At 45.1% G+C, this 17,023-nt stretch carries 14 protein-coding genes; 4 read left to right on the top strand and 10 right to left on the bottom strand.

Annotated features, from left to right (window positions below; translation table 11 throughout):
* Nucleotides 1-5: 5 nt before the first annotated feature.
* A complete protein-coding gene (menD, locus tag F0229_RS12405) occupies nt 6-1,730 on the bottom strand; it encodes a 2-succinyl-5-enolpyruvyl-6-hydroxy-3-cyclohexene-1-carboxylic-acid synthase (protein WP_171732957.1) in 1,725 nt (574 codons plus the stop codon).
* Entirely contained in the window at nt 1,727-3,034 is a 1,308-nt protein-coding gene (locus F0229_RS12400) for an isochorismate synthase MenF (RefSeq protein WP_065583685.1), read from the bottom strand. The genes menD and F0229_RS12400 overlap by 4 nt, the downstream gene beginning before the upstream one ends.
* A gap of 296 nt (nt 3,035-3,330) precedes the next feature.
* Between F0229_RS12400 and F0229_RS12395 the strand changes: the two genes are divergently transcribed.
* The 3 genes from F0229_RS12395 (at nt 3,331) to F0229_RS12385 (ending at nt 6,716) form a co-directional block, all read left to right on the top strand.
* Entirely contained in the window at nt 3,331-4,563 is a 1,233-nt protein-coding gene (locus F0229_RS12395; RefSeq protein ID WP_017060166.1) for a pyridoxal phosphate-dependent aminotransferase, read from the top strand.
* Nucleotides 4,564-4,732: 169 nt separating this feature from the next.
* Nucleotides 4,733-5,317: a 5'-deoxynucleotidase gene (yfbR, locus tag F0229_RS12390; RefSeq protein ID WP_017060613.1), complete on the top strand. Its 585-nt coding sequence runs from the start codon at nt 4,733-4,735 to the stop codon at nt 5,315-5,317.
* A 55-nt stretch (nt 5,318-5,372) separates the two neighbouring features.
* The gene (locus F0229_RS12385) at nt 5,373-6,716 is read left to right on the top strand and encodes an anti-phage deoxyguanosine triphosphatase (RefSeq protein ID WP_171732956.1); all 1,344 of its coding nucleotides are present in this window, start codon (nt 5,373-5,375) and stop codon (nt 6,714-6,716) included.
* Nucleotides 6,717-6,742: 26 nt separating this feature from the next.
* Here the strand turns inward: F0229_RS12385 and F0229_RS12380 are convergent, their stop codons facing one another.
* On the bottom strand, nt 6,743-7,342 hold the full coding sequence (locus F0229_RS12380) for a tRNA-uridine aminocarboxypropyltransferase (RefSeq protein WP_017060615.1): 600 nt from the start codon (nt 7,340-7,342) through the stop codon (nt 6,743-6,745).
* Nucleotides 7,343-7,351: 9 nt separating this feature from the next.
* Here F0229_RS12380 and rrtA point away from each other — a divergent pair, with 9 nt between their 5' ends.
* On the top strand, nt 7,352-7,900 hold the full coding sequence (gene rrtA / locus F0229_RS12375) for a rhombosortase (RefSeq protein ID WP_017060616.1): 549 nt from the start codon (nt 7,352-7,354) through the stop codon (nt 7,898-7,900).
* Here rrtA and F0229_RS12370 read toward each other — a convergent pair.
* The 7 genes from F0229_RS12370 to tig form a co-directional block, all read right to left on the bottom strand.
* Nucleotides 7,891-8,190: a helix-hairpin-helix domain-containing protein gene (locus F0229_RS12370; protein ID WP_017060617.1), complete on the bottom strand. Its 300-nt coding sequence runs from the start codon at nt 8,188-8,190 to the stop codon at nt 7,891-7,893. The genes rrtA and F0229_RS12370 overlap by 10 nt on opposite strands.
* A 224-nt stretch (nt 8,191-8,414) precedes the next feature.
* The gene (ppiD, locus tag F0229_RS12365) at nt 8,415-10,280 is read right to left on the bottom strand and encodes a peptidylprolyl isomerase (RefSeq protein ID WP_017060618.1); all 1,866 of its coding nucleotides are present in this window, start codon (nt 10,278-10,280) and stop codon (nt 8,415-8,417) included.
* Nucleotides 10,281-10,498: 218 nt separating this feature from the next.
* On the bottom strand, nt 10,499-10,792 hold the full coding sequence (locus F0229_RS12360) for an HU family DNA-binding protein (protein WP_012604504.1): 294 nt from the start codon (nt 10,790-10,792) through the stop codon (nt 10,499-10,501).
* 168 nt (nt 10,793-10,960) lie between these two features.
* Nucleotides 10,961-13,312 (bottom strand): endopeptidase La, encoded by a 2,352-nt coding sequence (gene lon / locus F0229_RS12355; protein WP_017060619.1) that lies wholly within the window; start codon nt 13,310-13,312, stop codon nt 10,961-10,963.
* A gap of 132 nt (nt 13,313-13,444) precedes the next feature.
* The gene (gene clpX, locus F0229_RS12350; RefSeq protein ID WP_009847283.1) at nt 13,445-14,725 is read right to left on the bottom strand and encodes an ATP-dependent protease ATP-binding subunit ClpX; all 1,281 of its coding nucleotides are present in this window, start codon (nt 14,723-14,725) and stop codon (nt 13,445-13,447) included.
* An 81-nt stretch (nt 14,726-14,806) separates the two neighbouring features.
* Nucleotides 14,807-15,433, bottom strand: a complete 627-nt coding sequence (clpP, locus tag F0229_RS12345) for an ATP-dependent Clp endopeptidase proteolytic subunit ClpP (protein ID WP_004736080.1) — start codon at nt 15,431-15,433, stop codon at nt 14,807-14,809.
* A 105-nt stretch (nt 15,434-15,538) separates the two neighbouring features.
* A complete protein-coding gene (gene tig / locus F0229_RS12340) occupies nt 15,539-16,837 on the bottom strand; it encodes a trigger factor (RefSeq protein WP_017060621.1) in 1,299 nt (432 codons plus the stop codon).
* Nucleotides 16,838-17,023 lie beyond the last annotated feature (186 nt).

The following is a 17,023-nucleotide window of genomic DNA, read 5'->3' as shown; positions in this document are numbered from 1 at the left end:
AGTCCTTAGGCTAATGCCTCGGTGAGCATTGAGCTGAATTGCTTCAGCAAAGTAGACGCTTGTTCGGGAGGCGTCTTAACTTCTACGAGCAAGGTACCCTGACCTAGTTCAAAATGTTGTTCGATGAGCGTTTGATAGCAATTCAAGGTTTCTGGCGCCGCATAACCAAGATGGAATTGCGCAGCAGCATGTTCAAAATTGAAACCATGAGGCATTTGATATAGAGACTGTTTTTGTTGCTCAGGAACCGGAAAAAAATCAAAGATTGCCCCACCATCGTTATTGGTAACCACAATAACCATTGGTGTTGTGCTGTGAGTAAGTAGCGCCAGCGAATTTAGGTCGTACAACAAAGAGGTGTCACCAATCAGCATCATCAAAGGATTCTGGTTGGCTTTTATCACTCCCGCAGCCGTCGCCACCAAGCCATCAATGCCCGATGCACCGCGGTTGCTGTAGACTTGAGTCGCAGAGATTGATGACAGCATATCCACCAGCCTTACCATCAAGCTATTTCCCACAAAAAGCTCTCTGCCCTTAAGTCTAGACGACAAGTCAACGGCAACGCTCAACTCTGTCAGTTGGTCGTTATTAGAGATTTGCGCCAACGCTAACTGCTGAACCGTATTCGCGACTTCCGCCAAAGATGCCGCCCAGCCAGCATGTTCTCCCAACAGCGTTGGTAGATGTTGCTCTGATAACCAATGTTCGATATCAGCGACAATATGAGTTTGAGGCAGATGATCTTGATTAATACGATGTGCATCTGGTGAAACAACGATGTACTGCGATGAACAAAATGTGGCAGCTTGTTCTTTTACCCATTGGTTAAGACGCTTAGATACGATGCGCTCACCAAACTGGATAATAAAATCACACTGACTAAGCTGTGCTTTGGCTGCGTCACTTTGCATCCATAAATCATAGTGTTTCCAGTCACTACTGACACCCGATTGAGGGTCACAGAATACTGGCCAGCCCAAAGCTGTCGCAAACTGCTTGGCTTTAATTGCGGCTTCATTCTCGATAGAACCAATAATCACTGCGCCTTTACGAGCGACATAATCACTTGCTGAAACAGGCTGAGCGATTAAATGACTGGGCAAATAAGTGTTCGAGTAAAGGCAGGTTGAAGCTCTCCAAGCTGCCACGCTCTTTGTATAATCCGCATACATCTCGGCGCTATTAGCGGAATAAAGCGGTTCTGGGAACGGACAGTTGATATGAATAGCCCCACCGACGCTGCGCTGTTTCGCCAGTGCGTTATCAACCGACGTCAAAAGCCAATTCAAAGAAACTTGTGTCGTTGGACTTGGAAGGTTTAGTGCCGTTTCAACGTGAGACGAAAAGATACCCTGCTGCTGAATCGCTTGATTGGCGCCACAGTCGACTAAATCAATCGGTCGATCGGAGGTCAACAAGATTAGCTTTTCTCGCGTTAATCCAGATTCAGCGGTCGCTGGTAGAAGGTTAGCTACGGCAGTTCCAGAAGTAACAACCACCGCAACGGGTTTGTTGCTCGCTTTAGCTAAACCTAAAGCCAAGAAGCCAAGCCCGCGCTCATCAAAGTGCGTATGTAAGGTCAGCTTAGAGTTAGCTTCGGCTTCGAGTGTTAATGGTGTTGAACGAGAGCCTGGCGCGATGCAAACATGTTCAACACCGCTGCGGGCAAGCTCTTCAAGTAATGTGTTACACCAAACTCTGTTTAATACAGCTTGGTCGTGATTCATGACGCCACACCTAATGGTGGGTGATCAGAAATGAGACTGAGCAGAGTCGACATCTTCTTATTCAGCTCTTGCCACTCATGTTCGGCAACCGATCCCGGCACGATCCCCGCGCCAGCAAACAGTTGTACTTGATCGTTTACAATCAAGGCGCTTCGAATCGCCACGCAGAATTCCGCTCGCTGATGACTGATATAGCCTACAGAGCCTGCATACCAACCTCGTGCAAACGGTTCGTGTTCAAGAATGAAATCCATCGCCTCTTTACGAGGTAAACCCGCCACCGCAGCAGTTGGCTGTAAGGCAGCAAGCAACTGCACACCATTAACGCCATTGTTGAGCTGAGCATGGATATTGCGCTTCAAATGCTGCACCTTACGCAAGCGCACTAGACGCGCATCCTTTTCAACATGGACCGTTTGAGAATGAGGAGTGAGACGCTCAATGATGTCGTCGACCACATACTGGTTCTCATTGAGGTTTTTGCTGTCTTGAGAAAGCCAGTTGGCCAGTTCCATATCCTCAGTAGCGTTCTCTCCGCGACCAATGGTTCCAGCAAGCGCCTCGGTATCAAGCTCCGTACCATGTCGGCTATATAAGCGCTCTGGTGTCGAGCCAATGAAACTGTGTTTAGAATCCAGCACCAACATAAAGTGGAAACTGTGGTGATTTTGCAGATAGCTGGCTTTAAGTAATTGAGCTGCGCAGATAGGCGCATCGAGTTGCAGTGTGGTTTTACGTGCTAAAACGACTTTTTTGTACTCTTCATCGCTAATGCCTTGCAGCACTTTATCGACAAGGTTGCCCCACTGCTCTCTTTCTGGAACGTGATTGATCTGTTCAATATGGGCAGACAAAGGCGCCAATATCGCGGCTTCTACAGAAAGCTTATTCAAAGCATTAATAGAAGAAACGCGATCAGGGGACAAATTAACCGCCAGCGACCAAGTATTGTCAAAGCGGATCAATTCAACCTGAGGAAGGAAGAAAAACGACTCCATGCAGCGACGGTTCTTTGCGGTGTGCCCATCAAATGAGCGTCCACCCCAGATTCGTTGGTCTTCACCAAGAATAGCGTACGCGGGTGCAGGATCTGAAAACGTATGTAACTGTCCGAGCGCAACAACCTCTTCACGAGTGTCGCGTGACTGCCAGTAGAACTTAGGAAAGAGCGGTTGAGCATGAAGCCATTCTATAAATGCAAACGATGGTTTTTGCGTTAGAACTTCAACACAACGAACTTCGCTTGCTTGGGCATTTTGTACTCGCTCAATCAAAGCGGAGATAGTTTGCTGGAAATGTGACAAATCGACCTCGTTCACATCTAAATTATTATTATATTAGTTTGATACTTTATGGGCAGTACCCACTTAGATCAAGAATGTACTATATCTTTTCAACATTCCTGTGATTTTAAGCGATCCCGCCCCTTTATTCATCTTAGCCAATAACCAAGAAAGCGATTAATTAAAATTTAGAAAAGAGTGACAACAAAAAGGCTAAACGTGACACTGAAATGCGACATTCATCAGATTTTTATTCTATCAAACGCCATTTTGCGGTACTTTAATAAAGTATTTAAATTAATTTCAGGAAATCGGCAATGCAAAATATCGGGATGTCGTCAAAACTCAACAGCGTATGCTACGAAATCAGGGGGCCTGTACTCAAACATGCTAAGCGCATGGAAGAAGAAGGGCATAAAATACTGAAGCTTAATATTGGTAACCCCGCCCCATTTGGTTTTGACGCCCCTGATGAAATCCTTGTTGACGTAATCCGTAACCTACCGACATCTCAAGGTTACTGCGACTCAAAAGGCATCTATTCAGCCCGCAAAGCGGTTGTTCAGCACTACCAGAAAAAAGGCCTACGTAACCTTGATGTAGAAGACGTTTACATTGGTAACGGCGCATCAGAGCTTATCGTTATGTCTATGCAAGCGCTACTGGATAATGGTGATGAAATCTTAGTTCCCGCTCCGGATTACCCACTATGGACAGCGTCTGTTGCGCTTTCTGGTGGTACACCGGTTCACTACATGTGTGATGAAGATGCTGATTGGTATCCAGATTTAGACGACATGCGCGCGAAGATCTCACCAAAGACGCGCGGCATCGTTCTTATCAACCCGAACAACCCAACAGGCGCGGTATACAGCCGTGATTTCCTATTACAAGTGGTTGAGATTGCTCGTGAGCACGGTTTGATCATCTTCGCCGATGAAATCTACGACAAAGTACTTTACGACGGTGCGGTACACACTTCAGTGGCAACGCTTGCTGAAGACGTATTAATGGTCACGTTCAACGGCCTATCTAAAGCTTACCGTGTATGTGGTTTCCGTGGTGGTTGGATGTTCTTAACAGGCCCTAAACACCTAGCGAAAGGCTACGTTGAAGGACTAGAAATGCTGGCCTCAATGCGTTTGTGTGCCAACGTTCCGATGCAACACGCTATCCAAACCGCACTCGGTGGCTATCAGAGTATCAATGAGCTGATTCTTCCAGGCGGTCGACTGCTTGAACAGCGTGACCGTGCATGGGAACTGATCAACAAGATCCCTGGCGTTTCTTGTGTGAAACCGAAAGGTGCAATGTACCTGTTCCCTAAAATCGACACCAACATGTACAACATCAAAGACGATCAGAAGTTTGTACTCGACTTCCTTAAGCAAGAGAAGGTGCTATTGGTTCAAGGTACGGGCTTCAATTGGCCGAAACCGGATCACTTCCGTATCGTGACTCTGCCGCACATCGAAGATCTAGAAATCGCAATTGGTCGTTTAGAGCGCTTCTTACAGACTTACAGCCAAGACGACCTCATCGAAGGTTAATGAGCACAAAGAAAGATGGCTACAATTTGCTGTTTTAAAAGACTTTAACTTGTATTCATTCACTTCTATGCTTAAAAGGCTCCTGTTTAGGAGCCTTTTTTGTATCCGCTGTCTCGTATCCCTGTGCAAACACAAGATACGAGTGGAGTATTGTTTAAAAAGGACATTTATGAAACAGAGCCATTTCTTTGCCCATCTCGCACGCATGAAGCTAATTCAACGCTGGCCCCTGATGCGTTCGGTATCAAGCGAGAACATTTCAGAACATAGCCTACAGGTTGCTTTCGTGGCACACGCTTTGGCACTGATCAAAAACAAGAAGTTTGATGGTCAGCTTAACCCCGAGCACATTGCTCTGCTTGGCATGTACCACGACACCAGTGAGGTACTGACGGGTGATTTGCCAACGCCAGTTAAATACTACAACCCGGATATTGCACAAGAGTATAAGAAGATAGAAGCCGCGGCAGAACAAAGACTGCTTTCGATGTTGCCAGAAGAGTTCAGAGACGACTTCGCCCCCTTCTTAATATCTGGTACTGCGAGTAAAGAAGAGCAAAGCATCGTCAAGCAGGCAGATACTATCTGTGCGTACCTGAAATGCTTGGAAGAGCTCAGTGCGGGCAATCATGAATACGAGCAAGCCAAGCGCCGATTGGAAGAGACACTCGAACAACGCAAAAGCCCAGAAATGGACTACTTTCTCACCACATTCGCACCGAGCTTTGAATTATCACTAGACGAGATAAGCTAGCTGGGTATAAGTTGTTTTTAATTAGCTAAATAAAATCAATTTGATAGGTGCTATTTTGAATTCTCAACTCGAACCACCCTTTGTACTCGAACAAGAATGGCAGCATCGAAATGACGATGAACATAAAATAAGACGGGATGACCACCGCAGCCCGTATCAGCGTGACCGTGCGCGCGTGCTTCACTCTGCTGCTTTCCGTCGCTTACAAGCGAAAACCCAGATCCATGGCACCACGGTCAACGACTTTCACCGAACGCGCCTTACCCACTCTCTTGAGGCCGCTCAGCTTGGCACCGGTATCGTCGCTCAACTGAAGAAAAAGCAGCCCGAATTTCGAGACCTATTACCCTCAGACAGTTTGATTGATTCACTGTGTTTGGCTCACGACATCGGTCATCCACCCTATGGACATGGCGGCGAAGTCGCACTCAACTACATGATGCGCGACCACGGCGGCTTTGAGGGCAACGCTCAAACGTTTCGCATAGTCACACAGCTAGAACCTTACACTGAACATCACGGGATGAACCTATCTCGACGCACTTTGTTAGGTCTAATTAAGTACCCTTCTCTGCTGAGTGAGGTTCAAGCTAAATTGCAGTCTGAACCCGTTAAGCATCAACGACAACTCCGAGCTAAAGATTGGATGCCAGCAAAAGGCATCTACGATCATGATGAAGAGTTGTTTAACTGGGTGCTTGAACCGCTTTCAAGCAGCGACCAACCGCTCCTAAAACAGAAAAGAAAAACGCATACCGAGCCACTTGAGCACAACAAGACCAAATATAAGTCACTGGATTGTTCGATCATGGAACTTGCTGACGACATCGCGTATGGCGTGCACGATTTAGAAGATGCGATTGTGCTTGGCTCTGTGACCAAAGCTCAGTGGGTCGAATCGGCTTACCCTCAACTGAAAGAGATGGCCGACCCATGGATTTGTGAACACCTAGATTCAATTACAGAGATGCTTTTCTCTGGTGAACAGTATCGTCGAAAGGATGCGATTGGTGGGATAGTCAACGCACTGTTGACCAGTATCTCGATTAAGCGAGTGGAGGCTAACTTTGAGAATGTACTGTTGGCTTACAATGCGGTGCTCGAGCCGAGCATGGACGGCACACTCGATAAGCTGAAACACTTTGTCAGCGAGTTCGTTATTCAAGTGCCACAGGTTCAGGTCATCGAATACAAAGGTCAACAGATCATCATGGATATGTTTGAAGCATTCAGCGCAGATCCTGAACGCTTGCTGCCACTGCCCATCAAGAAGCAATGGCTACAACATCAAGATGAGTCTCGAAAAATGCGCGTGATAGCCGATTACATTTCATCGATGACTGATGATCTTGCGCAGAAAATGCATCAGCAACTGTTCTCAGCTCATACCGAGTTTTAATTCCTGACTCACTTTACTAAAACGGCTTAATCTAAGTAGTTTTTCTCAAACACGCCCGGCGGCATTTGATTGATTTGAAACTGAATCATTTGGTCAAATGCCGTTAGCAAAGGGCTAAAGTCGCCATCACGCTCTAACAAGCTAAGTAAATGATAGCCAGCTTCAACGGTTGAAAGGCTATTTTCACTGGGTGCTTTGCGAATTCGGTAATTACCCTTGAGATCTTTCGGTAAATGAACCGTGTTCAACGCATGCAAGTTACTCGATACTTGCCACATCTTGAATGCTTTCTTCCACGTGCCATCCAATAAAATCACACGCAGCTTCTTATTGGGAGATGTCGCCGACTCAACTGAAACGGAGTTTTCGCTTGGGTATAAAATCACATGTTGATACTGTTCATCGCACAACAATGCGTTGAGTTGTTCGTTGTCTGAAAAGTCTTCGCCAACAAACGTCACGCTGTTATTAAGAGATAACGAGAGAATACGCGCTGTTCCCATCGGACGATGCTCTTCTGATGGGTGCTGAAGAATGATAAGCTCAACATTCGATTCGAGTGGTGTAACCCACTGACAAATACAAGCTTTCAAAGCCTTGCTGCATTGGGGGCAATAACGAGACATGGATTTAATGTGTACCCTGTTTTAATTTTCATTTCACTTTTATGCGTCTTATTCCAATTTGAGCCAATACAAGCTTGGGTCGTTTGGGATAGCAATGCGATTGCCGATGGGCAATGGTGGCGAATCCTAACAGGAAACTTTTCACATACCAACTACTCGCATCTTCTGATGAATCTAGCAGGCTTGTGGATCATCAGCTACCTGTTTCAACCGAGTAAAAAACAGCTTGTTGTTGCTTTGCTTGTGATCAGTTTAGTGACTGGCGTCGCTCTGTTGTTTTCAAGTATTCAGATCTACGTTGGCCTATCGGGCACTTTGCATGGGTTGTTTGGCTTATTCGCGCTCAGAGAGGCTTTAAACGGCAGGAAGTCTAGTTGGCTGTTAGTATTCGGATTAGTCGCTAAAATCGCTTGGGAGCAGCTTATTGGCCCTTCTAGCACGACTGGTGAACTGATTAATGCTCGTATCGCGATTGAAGCCCACCTAGCAGGTGCATTGGCCGGAGGCTTCATATCTATCGCTTCATTTCTAACAAGTAGAAAAACGGGTCAAAGTTGAATTCTTTCGCGGTTCTTTTCAACCGTCGCTTCACCTATCCCTTTGACACTCACCAAATCATCAGCAGTAGTAAATGCCCCGTTCTGATCTCTGTAATCGACGATTTCTTTGGCTTTCTTGTCACCCACGCCAACCAATAGTGCTGAAAGTTCTTCTGCCGTCGCGGTATTGATGTTGACCGTAATCTCAATGCCTTCGTAAAGCTCAGCCTTGGTTGGGCTGTCTGCAAACACGGCAGGGCTTAAGAGCATCAGAAATGAAAGAATTAGTGTTGAATATATCGTGCGCATAAATAGTTCCTTTGTTCAAAAAACGTAACTTATGCATTTGCCGCGCTAGATAACACAATCACCAGATAAAAATAAAGCGGATCACCTAAGTGACCCGCTTCGTTATACATCTTATTTTCATCAGTGTGTTTGTTGGCTCACAAATCTGAATTAAAGCCTAACAATCACGTGTTGATTTCAGTAGTAAGCTCTAACTTGAGCTTGCTACTGAGGTAATCAAACGCTTACTGACCTTGACCCACTACGTAGTATTCAACGTCTGCGTTTTTACGAAGTACGTTTAATACGTTAGTCAGGTCTTGCTGGTTACCAACTCGCTCCAACTGTGCACCAATTTGAGTGCTGTAGGCTGGGTTGATCTCAGCCGTTACTTTAGAAAGCTCAACAACAACGATATTACCGTCTTGGTCTTTAGATTGACCGAACACAGCTTGACCTGCTTCTGGTTTCGCTAGAGCGAATACAGATGCCGCTAATGGCGAGTTACGGTCAATCGTTTCAAGTTCAGTGAACTCAAGGTTGTTGTCCGCTAGTACTGCTTCATTGCCTTGCTCAAGTTCGTTCACTAGAGAAACACCTAGCTCAACCGCTTGCTGCTCTGCTTGTACAGCAGACAGTGCAGCGACAACTTGATCTTTCACTTCAGCTAGAGGAAGAACTGTCTCATCACGAGTCTCTTCTACACGAACAACAATTACGTGCTCAGGTGCAACTTCGATAACTTCCGAGTTTAGACCGTCTTCTTTCACTTCAGGGCTCAAGATAGCTTGCATAACTGCAGGCGTCATCAGAACTTCTGGAGCGTCAACTTGAGAGATGAAATCTGTCGTTGTGATCTTCGCGTTGATAGCTTCTGCAGAATCATCTAGAGAATCTGGGAATTCAAACGCTACTTTTTCTAGCTCAGTTTGTTGCTCGTAGAACTGATCAACTGCGTGTTGGTCTAGAAGCTCTGTCTTAATCTCTGCCGCTACTTCAGTGTAAGGCTGAGCTTGAGACGCTTTTAGTTCGTCTAGCTTGATGATGTGGTAGCCGAAATCAGATTTAACTAGGCCAGTAGTATCGCCAATATTCTCAAGAGCGAAAGCCGCGTCTTCGAATGCAGGGTCCATAACATCGCGCTCAATCCAACCTAGGTCACCGCCAACGTCTGCACTACCGAAGTCGTCAGATTTCTCTTCCGCTAGCGTAGCAAAATCAGCGCCTGCATTTAGCTCGTCTAGGATTGCCTGAGCTTTCGCTTCGTCATCGCCTTGAACTAGGATGTGGCTAACTTTACGTTGCTCTTCCGTTGAGTACTTGTCTAGGTGCTCTTGGTAGTATTTCTGTGCTTCTTCATCGCTTACTTCAAGCTGAGACTTAAGCGCTTCAGCAGAAAGCTCAATGTAAGATACCTTAGCTTGCTCTGGACGAGTGTAAGCTGCTGGGTTCTCTTGGTAGTACTGTTCGATTTGCTCGTCAGTTAACTCGATGTCTTTTGCAAGGTCAGCAACAGACAGTGTCACTGTGCGAATGTCACGAGTTTGTGCGATAAGCTTGCTCTGAGTATCGATTTCGCCCTGAAGAACGAATTCACTGCCTTGAAGTGCAGTCACAAGCTGGTTGCGCATAAGGTCACGACGCATGTATTCAGCGAAGCTCTCTGCGCTGAAACCTGCACGACGTAGTGCCGATTGGTAAACTTCTTGGTCGAATTGACCCGCCGTTTGGAACTGAGGCATTTCTAGAATCATGGTGCGGATTTGAGAATCACTGATTCGTAGGCCTAGAGACTCAGCTTGCTGCTCAAGCAGTACGTCATTGATCATGCGATCAAGTACTGATTTACGGAAAGACTCTACGTAAGCAGGGTCTGCAAGCATTTGCGCGAAGTAATCGCCAAGTTGAGACTGCATACGATTACGTTCGTTTTGGTAAGCCTGTTCGAACTCACCACGAGCAATTTCTGTGTTGCCAACTTTAGCTGCTGCGTTGTTACCGCCACCGGTGATGTAGCTGCCTACACCTGCGAATACGAATGACAGGATAATCAACCCAAGGATAATTTTTACCGCGATGCTATTCACGCCTTCGCGTAATCGATCCATCATAATTTAAGTGCTCTCCGGATATGAAGCATTGGCTTCAAAATAAAAATCTATTCACGCGATATTATCAGAAAAAGAAATGCGCATCAGTAGGATGCGCATAATTTAAATAAGTTCAATGTGCTTTGTACACATACTGTTTAAGAATGAAACATCATTTTTCAAACAGTAAACGCATTTTACTGCCTTCCCCTCTTAAATGGAGGTTTCAGCAGTGAAAATTAGTTACATGCGTCTTTAAGTGCTTTACCCGCTTTGAAGCCAGGTACTTTAGCTTCTGCGATTTGGATCTCTTCACCAGTTTTTGGGTTACGACCTGTACGAGCAGCACGAGTACGAACACTGAAAGTACCAAAGCCAACAAGTGCAACTTGGTCACCAGATTGTAGCGTTGTGCCAACTGCTTCGATGAATGCGTCTAGAGCGCGGCCAGCTGAAGCTTTAGAGATGTCTGCGTTTTCTGCGATTGATTCTACTAGTTGTGTTTTATTCACTGTTTTTCCCCTATGTGTCATCTGTGACTACTTCTGATGACTGTACGTTCCATTTTGGTTTTAATTTAGCCGCAAGCCTTATTGCAAAAGGGCTGCCGCTTTGTTCAATAACTTAGCGTCCAAAAAAAACGCTGACAAGCCTTTTCGGGCCTATCAGCGTAATTCTTTACTTATTTTTGCTATGCATCACTATTTTTTCACGTCAAACTCGACCCCTGACGGATCTCGTTCTAGCGCGACTTTGAGTACTTCATCAATCCACTGAACCGGGATCACCTTCAAGTCAGCGATTACGTTGTCTGGAATCTCTTCCAAATCACGCTCATTGTCTTTAGGGATCAGTACAGTTTTGATGCCGCCACGGTGTGCAGCAAGCAGTTTTTCTTTCAAGCCACCGATAGGTAAAACTTCACCACGAAGGGTAATTTCACCTGTCATACCGACCTCTGCTTTAACCGGGTTACCCGTCAAGCTAGAGACAAGTGCAGTACACATTGCGATACCCGCACTCGGGCCATCTTTCGGTGTAGCACCTTCTGGTACGTGAACGTGAATGTCACGTTTTTCGTAGAAATCTGAGTTGATACCCAGTTTTTCAGCACGAGAACGAACCACTGTCATTGCCGCTTGAATCGACTCTTTCATCACGTCGCCAAGTGAGCCAGTTTGCGTTAGCTTACCTTTGCCCGGCATTGCTTCGGTCTCGATAGTCAGTAGATCACCACCCACTTGAGTCCACGCTAGGCCTGTTACTTGACCGATACGGTTGCTTTCATCCGCTTTACCGAAGTCGTGGCGTTGAACACCTAAGTACTCTTTCAGGTTATCAATGTTAACCGTTACAGACTTAAGATCGCTGTCTAGCAAGATGTTCTTCACTGCTTTACGACAGATCTTTGAGATTTCACGCTCTAGGCTACGTACACCCGCTTCACGCGTGTAGTAACGAATGATGCCGATGATTGCAGAGTCTTCAATCTCAATTTCATGAGGCTTAAGACCGTTGCGTTGAACTTGCTTGTCCAGTAAATGGCTCTTAGCAATGTTCAGCTTCTCATCTTCTGTGTAACCAGATAGACGAATCACTTCCATACGGTCCAGTAGAGGCCCAGGAATGTCCATCGAGTTCGATGTTGCCACGAACATAACATCTGACAGATCGTAATCTACTTCTAGGTAGTGATCGTTAAATGCGTTGTTTTGTTCTGGATCTAGAACTTCTAGAAGTGCTGAAGATGGGTCGCCACGCATATCAGAAGACATCTTATCGATCTCATCTAATAGGAACAGTGGGTTCTTAACACCAACTTTAGACATCTTCTGGATCAGTTTACCCGGAAGTGAACCGATGTACGTACGACGGTGACCACGAATCTCAGCTTCATCACGAACGCCACCAAGTGCCATACGCGTGTACTTACGACCCGTTGCCGCAGCAATCGAACGACCTAGCGAGGTTTTACCTACACCAGGAGGACCAACAAGACAAAGGATTGGGCCTTTTAGCTTGTTGATACGGTTTTGTACTGCCAAGTATTCAAGAATACGTTCTTTAACACGCTCTAAGCCGTAGTGGTCTTCGTTTAAGATCTCTTCCGCTTTCGCTAGATTCTTTTTCACTTTTGAACGCTTAGCCCAAGGAACGCCCACCATCCAATCAATGTAGCTACGTACTACTGTTGCTTCAGCAGACATTGGCGACATCATTTTCAGTTTTTGCAGTTCTTGCTCGGTTTTTTCACGAGCTTCTTGAGGCATCTTAGAGTCTTCGATCTTCTTCTTCAGAGTCTCGAATTCATCAGGAGCGTCGTCCATCTCGCCAAGTTCTTTCTGAATCGCTTTCATTTGCTCATTCAGGTAGTACTCACGCTGAGATTTTTCCATTTGCTTCTTAACGCGGCCACGAATGCGTTTTTCAACTTGCAAGATGTCAATTTCTGACTCCATTTGGCCCATCAAGAATTCCAGACGTTCAGTCACATCTAAGATTTCTAGAACGTGCTGCTTGTCTACCAGTTTAAGTGGCATGTGTGCAGCAATCGTATCAGCAAGGCGAGCTGCCTCATCAATACCGTTCAGAGATGTTAGAACTTCTGGTGGAATCTTTTTGTTCAGCTTAATAAAGCCTTCGAATTGATTGATCGCGCTGCGAACAACCACTTCTTGTTCTTTTTCGTCAAGTTCTGAGGTTACAACGTATTCTGCGTCCGCTAAGAAAAACTCACTTTCTTTGAATTGGTGAATTTTTGCACGCTGCTGACCTTCGACAAGCACTTTAACAGTACCATCAGGGAGCTTTAGTAACTGAAGAATGGTAGCGACAGTACCTACTTTAAATAGGTCGTCAATTGAAGGCTCATCAGTGTCCGCTTCTTTCTGCGCTACAAGTAGTACTTGTTTGTTAGCTTCCATTGCCGATTCAAGGCAAGTAATCGATTTTTCACGACCAACAAACAATGGAATAACCATGTGTGGGTAAACCACTACATCACGTAGAGGTAGCACGGGGATTTCGATACGCTCGGAACGTTCCAAGTTCATATATTTCTCTCTTCCGCTTTAACTTATAAAGCAGTATATGGGGCTTAAACGACTGGATTCAATGGAAGAATAAAAAAAAGGAGGTAATTGCTTACCTCCTTTTTCAATTTGAGTGACTTGTCTAAAAAAGACCTACTCTGCAACAGCTGCTTGGTTATCTGAGTTGCTGTAAATTAATAGTGGTTCTGACTCACCATTAATTACCGACTCATCAATCACAACCTTGCTTACATCAGTTGAAGATGGCAGTTCGTACATAGTTTCTAGTAGAACACCCTCCAAGATAGAACGTAGACCACGAGCACCTGTTTTACGGTTCATTGCTTTCTTAGCAATGGCACGTAAAGCATCTTCACGGAATTCTAACTCTGTATCCTCAAGCTCAAATAATGCTGCGTACTGTTTTGTAAGTGCATTCTTTGGCTCACATAGGATTTGGATTAGCGCTTCTTCATCAAGCTCTGTCAGTGTTGTTGTCACAGGTAGACGACCAATGAATTCTGGAATCAGACCATATTTCACTAGATCTTCAGGTTCTACTTGAGTGAACAATTCACCGATAGTTTTGGTTTCATCTTTTGAACGCACTTCTGCGCCAAAGCCGATACCTGAACCTGTTTCTACACGCTGTTCAATCACTTTATCTAGGCCTGCAAACGCACCACCACAGATAAATAAGATCTTAGACGTGTCCACTTGCAAGAACTCTTGCTGTGGATGCTTACGACCACCTTGAGGTGGAACTGAAGCTACTGTACCTTCAACAAGTTTTAGTAGAGCTTGCTGTACACCTTCACCAGACACGTCACGCGTGATTGATGGGTTTTCAGCTTTACGAGAAATCTTGTCGATTTCATCGATGTAAACAATGCCGCGTTCCGCTTTCGCTACGTCGTAATCACATTTCTGAAGCAACTTCTGGATGATGTTTTCAACATCTTCGCCCACATAACCCGCTTCGGTTAGTGTTGTTGCGTCTGCCATTGTGAAAGGAACGTCTAGGAAACGAGCCAATGTTTCAGCCAGTAGTGTTTTACCACTACCAGTAGGACCGATAAGAAGAATGTTACTCTTACCTAGCTCTACGCCTTCAGCTGTCGTATCACCATTACGTAAACGCTTGTAGTGGTTATAAACTGCAACTGCTAGCACTTTCTTCGCGTATTCTTGACCGATTACATAGTCGTCAAGATGCTCACGAATCTCACGCGGCGTTGGCAGCGATTCCGATTCTTTCTTAGGAAGAACATCTTTAATTTCTTCACGAATAATGTCGTTACAAAGATCGACACATTCATCACAAATGTAAACAGAAGGACCTGCGATTAACTTGCGAACTTCGTGTTGGCTTTTGCCACAGAAAGAGCAGTAAAGCAGTTTACCGCTACCACCCTCTTTGCTTTTATCTGTCATTCGCTAACCTCTTAGCCTTAACTCTCTATGCTTGAGTGTATATCAATTTGAATCACTTTGCGTTAAACAATTGCCCTGCAATTATTGACCGCGGTGATTAAGAACTGAATCCACCAAGCCGTATTCTACTGCTTGATCAGCAGACATGAAGTTATCACGATCTGTATCGCGCTCAACAACTTCTAGAGGCTGACCTGTGTGCTCTGCCAATAGTTTGTTTAGCTTTTGTTTGATCGTTAGGATCTCTTGCGCGTGAATTTGAATATCAGACGCTTGGCCTTGGAAACCGCCAAGTGGCTGGTGAATCATTACACGTGAGTTTGGAAGCACGTGACGCTTACCAGGAGTACCACCCGCTAGTAAGAATGCACCCATAGAGCAAGCTTGACCCATACATACTGTGCTCACGTTTGGCTTGATGAACTGCATTGTGTCGTAGATAGACATGCCTGCTGTTACGCTACCGCCAGGTGAGTTGATGTAAAGATAGATATCTTTGTCTGGGTTTTCTGATTCCAAGAAAAGCAGTTGAGCCACGACAAGATTTGCCATGTGGTCTTCCACTTGACCTGTTAAGAAAATGATACGTTCTTTTAATAGACGAGAATAAATATCGTAAGAACGTTCACCACGGGAAGTCTGTTCAACCACCATAGGAACTAGTGCGTCCATAATCGATGGCATTGTATTTTTTTCTTGGTAGCTCATATTCTTATGTCCCTAAAATAAATGGCCCGAATGATTAAATCATACGGACCATTGTTAGCAGAATTGTTGACCGTACGTCAACCTTCTACGTCAGATATTACTATATTAAGCAGGTTGCTGATTCATTAGCTCGTTGAAGCTAACTTCTTTATCAGAAACTTGAGCTTTAGCGATGATTGCATCAATAGCTTGCTCTTCTAGAGCAACGTTGCGCATGTTGTTCATCATTTGCTCGTTTTGCTCGTAGTAAGCAATAACTTCTGTTGGATCTTCGTATGCTGTAGCCATCTCTTCGATGATAGCTTTAACTTTCTCGTCGTCAGCTTTTAGCTCTTCAGTCTTGATTACTTCACCAAGTAGAAGACCTACAACTACGCGACGTTTAGCTTGCTCTTCGAACAGCTCACGTGGAAGTTGGTCAGCAGCTTCAGTGTTGCCACCGAAACGTTGAGCAGCTTGTTGACGTAGAACACCGATCTCTTGATCGATTAGAGCAGAAGGTACGTCGATGTTGTTTTCGTTAACTAGACCGTCGATAGCTTGCTCTTTGATGCGGTTCTTAACAGCTTGCTTAAGCTCACGCTCCATGTTCTTACGAACTTCAGCTTTAAGACCTTCAACGCCGTCAGTTGCGCCGAACTTAGCAACGAATTCTTCGTTTAGTTCTGGAAGTTCACGAGCTTCAACTTTGTTTACTTTGATTGCAAACTTAGCTGCTTTACCTTTTAGGTTTTCAGCGTGGTAATCTTCTGGGAAGTTTACGTCGATTTCGAATTCCATACCTGCTGTTTTACCAACGATACCGTCTTCAAAACCAGGGATCATGCGACCAGCGCCCATCTCTAGTGGGAAGTTCTCAGCTTTGCCGCCTTCAAACTCTTCACCGTCGATAGAACCAACGAAGTCGATAGTTGCACGAGAACCAGCGTCAGCAGCAGCTTCAACTTCAGTCCAAGTTGCTTGTTGCTTACGTAGAGTTTCGATCATCTCTTCAACGTCAGCTTCTTTAACTTCTACTGCTGGTTTCTCAACAGTGATGTTTTCTAGACCTTTCAGCTCAACTTCTGGGTAAACTTCAAAAGTTGCGTTGAATACTAGGTCAGCGCCTTCGTTGTTTTCAACTGGTGCGAAAGTAGGTGCGCCAGCTGGGTTGATTTTCTCTTTAACGATCGCTTCGATGAAGTGACGTTGCATTACTTCGCCCATCACGTCTTGACGTACTGCTTTGCCGTACATTTTAGCAACCATCTTCATTGGCACTTTGCCTTTACGGAAACCATCGAAACGACGGTTTTTCGCGATGTTGCGTAGTTCAGCTGTAACTGCATCTTCGATGTTAGCAGCAGGAACAGTAATATTAAGACGGCGCTCTAGGCCTTCTAGCGTTTCAACAGTAACTTGCATTATATAAACCTCAAAACTGGCTCAGTAATCTGAGCATATGAGCCGTAACTTAGCTTTAATTCAAAAGCAGACGTTGTTGGCTGCATCCTTGTGTAGTGCTCTATCCGAACACCTAATTTAAAATCGAGCATTGATGTCTGAATTGATTATTCAACCAAACACCAGACTAATCAGCGATATCTTCGT

The organism is Vibrio sp. AIC-3, from assembly GCF_013114515.1.
Classification (GTDB): Bacteria; Pseudomonadota; Gammaproteobacteria; order Enterobacterales; family Vibrionaceae; genus Vibrio; species Vibrio crassostreae_C.
Note: the sequence above shows the minus strand (reverse complement) of the source record. Positions and strands in the feature narration are given on the sequence as shown.